Origin of the sequence: Photorhabdus africana (genome assembly GCF_035181445.1) — a bacterium.
Lineage (GTDB): Bacteria > Pseudomonadota > Gammaproteobacteria > Enterobacterales > Enterobacteriaceae > Photorhabdus > Photorhabdus laumondii.
This window is the reverse complement of sequence record NZ_JAXBVE010000076.1, coordinates 1-6364: the sequence shown is the minus strand read 5'-3', so window position 1 is coordinate 6364 and position 6364 is coordinate 1. Positions and strand designations below refer to the sequence as shown.

The 6364-nt window shown below is 41.9% G+C and carries 4 protein-coding genes; all 4 read left to right on the top strand.

The features are described 5' to 3' along the window. The first annotated feature begins 120 nt into the window (after positions 1 to 120). The 4 genes from asd to SLS51_RS22165 all read left to right on the top strand — a co-directional run bounded on the left by asd (position 121) and on the right by SLS51_RS22165 (position 5281). Positions 121 to 1239, top strand: coding sequence for an aspartate-semialdehyde dehydrogenase (gene asd / locus SLS51_RS22180; protein WP_323840696.1), 1119 nt, complete (start codon positions 121 to 123; stop codon positions 1237 to 1239). 69 nt (positions 1240 to 1308) lie between these two features. Beyond that, entirely contained in the window at positions 1309 to 2217 is a 909-nt protein-coding gene (locus SLS51_RS22175) for a DMT family transporter (RefSeq protein ID WP_323840695.1), read from the top strand. 46 nt (positions 2218 to 2263) lie between these two features. Then, a complete protein-coding gene (locus SLS51_RS22170) occupies positions 2264 to 3841 on the top strand; it encodes an MBL fold metallo-hydrolase (protein ID WP_323840694.1) in 1578 nt (525 codons plus the stop codon). A gap of 168 nt (positions 3842 to 4009) precedes the next feature. Next, positions 4010 to 5281, top strand: a complete 1272-nt coding sequence (locus SLS51_RS22165; RefSeq protein WP_323840693.1) for an ATP-grasp domain-containing protein — start codon at positions 4010 to 4012, stop codon at positions 5279 to 5281. Positions 5282 to 6364: the final 1083 nt, after the last annotated feature.

Sequence of the window (6364 nt, the reverse complement as noted above, 5' to 3'; positions counted from 1 at the left end):
GAAATGCCTTTTTGGAATTGAATCTGATTTTTAGCCATTTTCATTTACCTCCACACAGACTTATTTTAAGTATACGCCTATGGGAGCTGAATTTAAGTGATAATCAGGAAATATAATATGATGAAAAAAGTCGGTTTAATTGGTTGGCGGGGAATGGTGGGCTCTGTTTTGTTTCAGCGTATGCTGGAAGAGAATGATTTTCAGGGTATTGTCCCTCATTTTTATAGTACATCGAGTGCTGGTTCCGCGGGTCCTATCATTGATGGGATTACTTATCAACTCAAAGATGCCAACTCAGTCAACGCGTTGATGGAAATGGATATAATCATTACTTGTCAAGGTGGAGATTACACTAAAGCAGTTTATCCAGCTCTCAAGGCCAATGGCTGGCAAGGTTATTGGATTGACGCTGCCTCGGTACTACGCATGGATAAGAACTCTTGTATCATTCTCGATCCAGTCAACCGAAGCCAAATTGATCGCGAGGTTAATAAGGGTACCAAACTTTTTGTCGGAGGAAATTGTTCTATTACGCTGAGTCTTATGGGCCTGGCCGGTCTTGTAAAAGCTAACCTAATTGAATGGATGAGCCTGATGACCTACCAGTCCGCTTCTGGTGCAGGTGCAAAGTATGTACGTGAATTAATAGCGCAAAATGCATATATCAGCCAACACTTGAGCACAGACGATTTGGCCGACAAAGGTTCCGTACTGCCGCTAGTGGAAAAGGTCACTGATTTGATTAACAGCTCGCAATTGCCAACACAGGCCTTCGGTGTGCCTCTGATGGGTAGCATCATCCCTTGGATTGATAGCGATCTCGGTGATGGCAACAGCCGCGAAGAATGGAAAGGCGAAGTGGAAACTAACAAGATCCTAGGTCTCAAGCCTGGAACCATCAAGGTCAACGGTCTATGTATTCGAGTCGGTGTAATTCGTTGTCACAGTGCAGCGATCACCATGAAACTAAAACGCGACATCAGTGAGACTGAATTTGTTGAACTAGTGCAAAGTGCACATCCGTGGGTAAGATATATATCCAACAATAAAGAAGAGAGCGTCAGCAAGTTGACTCCTGCCGCTATCAGTGGTTCCTTGCACGTGGGTATTGGCCGTTACAAGAAAATGTCGCTTAACGATGAACCGATTTATTCGGTCCTAACAGTCGGCGATCAACTGCTGTGGGGTGCAGCCGAACCGTTGCGCCGTATGTTGAATATTCTACTCTGCCGAGCGTAATCAACAGATAAAAAAATCAGGGCGATAAACACATAGTACTATTACATTGTCCTTAATAAGGATAGGGTTATGCATCAATATTTGGGTTATATTGCGGCTTACGGCTGGTGTTTTGTCACTGCCTTTTCCATGTTACTAACCAGCGAAGTTAGCCAGCGTTTGAGTCCATTCATTGTCTGTTTTTTTACCTTCTCGTTGGCTACTAGTGCCTTCCTAATTTACAACGCGTCTTCTCTCAGCGAGTTGTGGTGTCGAATCAGAGAAAAACAAGTGATGTTTCCGATTGTAGGCATTAACGTTAGTAGCTTCATCAGCTGGGGGTTAATGATCTATCCTCTAACTTATCTTCAGCCGACGCTGGTGGCCACGTTAATCCTTGGTATCAACCCGATCTCCTCAGCTGTTATTACCCACTTGTTCTTGAAACAGCCCTCACCCTACAAGTTGGTAGGGATCAGCTCAGCGCTGTTTATTGTCATAGTCTTTTTGAGCTTCCGTACACTTCTGGGAGACAATAGCATTCCTGGTGCCTCACACTATCAAATAATGTTTTCCTTACTGTGCTGTTACCTTTCCGGTATTGCAACTTCGGTTAACAATATTCTAACAAAAAAAATCATGGAAAATGATTTTGGGATCATTGATGTGATATGTATGCGCTTTTACCTCACCATCCTGATTTCCGGAATCATTGGTTTCACCATACACCCAGTAACATTGAACCAGGATCTGGTGGTATCTATACTGTTGATCACGCTTATTTTCGTGATTGTTCCTCTGGTGTTACTACAAGTGGCACTAAAACAATTGGACCCGTTACGTGTTGCCATTATCTCACCACTAATGCCAGTACTGGTAGTATTGATGCAACTTTATGATGGTAAGTTCAGCGTACTTCCTTACTCTACTATCAGTGCCACCTTAGTGACGTGGGTTTTGGTGTCTTTGGGAACCTACTGGGCGATGCGAAAAGTCTGATGGATCCTTCTTTCGTTATCGTTTAACTCTAATTAAGGATTATGCAATGTCAAAAATGTATCTGAAGTCGAATGCCATTCTTGAGCCCTTGCTGTGGAATTGGCATGCCTGGTCACACCTCATGAGCCCATTGACAGCATCTATGCATATTAAAAATCGCCACCTAAAAATCATGAAGCATTTTATCGACACTGGCACTAAGCCCCAAGTTAAAAACCAGAAATTTGAAGGTGGTCCGGTAGTACAATTGGATGGTTATTTCTCTGATGACATCAAAAAGTTGCTGGTCAAAACACTAGCTGAATGCCAGGCGTTGATCGCACTGGCGGAAGGAATTGAGGATGCTTCTCAAAAGGTGCTACAGCCTGCAGGCAAAACTCTGGAGCCACTATATGATACTCTGCACCCTGCACTGAAGGGGCTGGTAGAACTGGTGTATAACTTGGATTTTCAACCAGGACTTAAGTTTTACGAATCGTTAATATGGCAGGATTACTATTCCACCCAACCACAGTCTATTGCTTTCTCCAGTCTTCATTCCGACAAACGGCCGTTTATCCTCGGTACGCCGGTGTTGCAAACTGAGGAAAACTTCATTCTTCCCCTGCCTTTTGCTTCCTCTATTATTGATGACATTCAACGTTCTACCCGCGATGGTATTGATGAACAAACCCTAGTAGAAAAACTGCAGCTTACACCGACCCAATTGAAATCGTTGTTGCGCTTCTTCAGCTGTGAGCCCATTGCCACGTATAATACTTGTTACACCGGTGAAGGAGTACGAGTTCGCTATTACGGCCACGCCTGCTTATTACTGGAAACCAAAGAGACCACTATCTTGATAGATCCGTTGATCAGTTATGACTATCCATCCAACATTGAACGCTTTACCTATAGTAATCTGCCAGACACCATTGATTACGTGCTCATAACTCACGCTCATCAAGATCATTTTTCCATTGAAACGTTGCTCAAAATTCGACACCGGGTCAAGCAGATTGTGGTACCGCGCAACAACCGTGGCGATCTTGCAGATCCATCTCTGAAGCGCATCCTGCAGCACATGGGATTCAATAATATCATTGAAATGGAAGAGATGGATCAGATTGCCCTGTCGAGCGGTGCGATTACGGCGATTCCTTTTATCGGCGAACATGCCGAATTGGATATACAAACAAAGCTAGTCTACAACATATGTCTCCACAATCGTTCCTATTTTGCTGGGGCCGATCTAAACAACTTTGACGGAGACGTTTACCGTCGCGCTTTCCGCACTTTAGGCGACATTGAGGTGGTGTTTATTGGTATGGAATGCGATGGTGGACCGCTCCATTGGCTGTATGGGCCACTTATCACACGAAACTACAATAAAGAAGCGACACGCAGCCGCACACTGTCTGGTTCAGATTGCGATAAAGCTACAGCGTTGATTTCTCATCTGAATACTAAACAGGCCTATGTCTATTCCATGGGCGAAGAGCCTTGGTTGAATTACATCATGAACATTAATTACTCACCGGAAGCAAAGCAAATTATCGAATCAGATCGCTTTATCCAGAAAGCACAGCAAAAAGGTGTTATTTCACGCCGCTTATTCGGCAAAGACGAATGGCTATTTAATTAATCTTACTATTTTGGCATTACTAAGTTTTATACGTTTTGCCAATTAAAAGTACCTACATTGAGAGGCATCAGGTATGAGTAATTTGTCACTATAGACAACATTAAAACAACAAAACTTATGATGCGAGTGTACTTTATGCTTTCTTTTAAAACAGTTAAGGAATTGGTTATGTCCATAAATCGCAAACTTGTTATTATCGTTGATGCCTATGGTCCCGCCCGATACTTTCAGCAATATCTTAAACAACAGGGTTATCTTTGCGTTCACCTGTTAGGTACCTCACAGCCCTTGCCACGACTTAATCTATTCGATCTCGAACAGTATGACGCTACGCTGGTTCACACAGGTGATTTCAACATCACCGTTGGTAATATCAACACATTAGTTGCGTCACTGGATGCCGAATTATGTGAAATTCTACCTGGTGTTGAACCTGGGGTACTATTGGCAGACAAACTTAGCTACCATTTCGGTTTGCACAACAATGGCATAGAAAAAAGCCGTGCGCGACGTGACAAATCTGAGATGGCTGATGTTTTATCTGTAGCAAATATTCCCATACCGCACTATTGCCGTACCGATACTCTAAATGAAGCACTAAACTTTGCCCGTCGCTATGATTGGCCGGTGGTATTGAAGCCTCTGGATAGCGCAGGCACTAACGGCGTACACTTCTGCTATTCAGAAAAGGAGGTTATCAATGCTTTTCATCAGGTGATGGGCGTTGAAAATAATATGGGCTTTATTAACCAAGAGGTTCTACTGCAAACCTTTCTATCAGGAAAAGAGTTTATGGTGAACACTGTTAGCCGCGACGGGCAACATTATGTTTCGGACATTTGGTACACTGATAAGATTCATATTAAAGGTTATTCACGGATTTACAATAAAAACTATCTAGTAGACAGCCGATCCGAGGAATATGCATTGCTAAAGGAATATGTGTTCAGAGTCTTGGATACATTAGATATTAAATATGGACCTGCACACTCTGAGGTCATTATCACTCCTGAAGGGCCTATGCTGGTTGAAATTGCTTCGCGCATTAGCGGAGCTGTCGATCCGCAGTTTAACCAAGCTTGCCTTGGCAATGATCAGATTGCACTTACACTGGAAAGCTACTTAGAACCAGAAAAATTTCTGCAACGGATTGGTCTGCCCTATCAAGTGAAAAAACTAGGGTTGCAAATTTTCCTTATATCGAAAAAGGCAGGAAAAATTACCCTGTTCGACTTTCCACAACATCTGAGATATATTCCGAGTGTCGTTAATTTCAAACTAAAACCCAACGTTGGTGATATCTTGGTAAAAACATTTGATCTCAGCAGTTCGCCGGGCATTGTGCATTTGGTCGCCGATAATGAAAAAACACTGTTGCAAGATTATCAACACATACAAACGCTGTTTGATCAATACGTCCGCGTCGACACAATCGACTGATATTTTTTTCTTATTCACTTTTTAGGAACGGGCGATAAAAATGTGCCCATACGTTTTATAGCACTTCCTTTGCATCGGCGATTGATTAAATATATCGCCGGTGCCTAGAAAATCACCTTTGTTACCATTCATCAGACCGTTTGGAGTTTTCTCAATAATGACCGTATTTTATTTTAACCAATTTACGGCCGATTATTGAACTGGTTAGACAGAATATAGCTTAAAGCTCTCATGTTTATGCTCTGGTTGCCTAGCAGATCTCACTTACAATCTTATAGTTTTGTTTCATATCAAAATAAGCGCATCATCTTCAGATGGCTCATGTTAGAGATGTCAGTTATTTCCTGTAAGCCTTATCTAAGTGATAAAAGAGAGTTCCCAGTTTCAACTCAAATAACTTTGGTGAAGAATGACATAAAGCATTCTTGATGTCGAATTACTCTTCGCTGTTTAATACTGTGTACCTTGCAAGGCAAATGAATACCTCGGTTTTCAAGGTGATAATCTAATAACCATATCACCATCGTATACAGAGGGACACTAAATAAAGAGTTGATAATCGTCTGCCTGACTTGCCCTAAACCCCAGCTATTTTTTTTATCTCGAAATTTTGTTTAATTTACATATTGAAACTGTACAACTTGATGATTTACCCTAGTTTAAAATTCCCGGCATTCGTAAAAATCAACCATGGTGTTTTAGCGCTGGCTCCGTGTTTATTGCGGTCGAGTGGAGGATTAGCAGTTAGTTGACGAAGAAATTGATCGTAAACTTCACTGTCCCCTGCTGTTTTGAAGGCACAATCTGGATTATTAAGGGGATAAAACACCTATCATACAGCAGGTTAGCTCTAAGCATATGATATTTTGGGGAGGGTATCTGTTCCAGCCACCATAAGAAGATACTAGGTAAGGTGCTAAATAACGTTTCCTGATTATCACTTAAATTCAGCTCCCATAGGCGTATACTTACAATAAGTCTGTGTGGAGGTAAATGAAAATGGCTAAAAATCAGATTCAATTCCAAAAAGGCATTTCTATTCATGAGTTTATTTCATTATATGGTCATGAAGAACAATGCCAG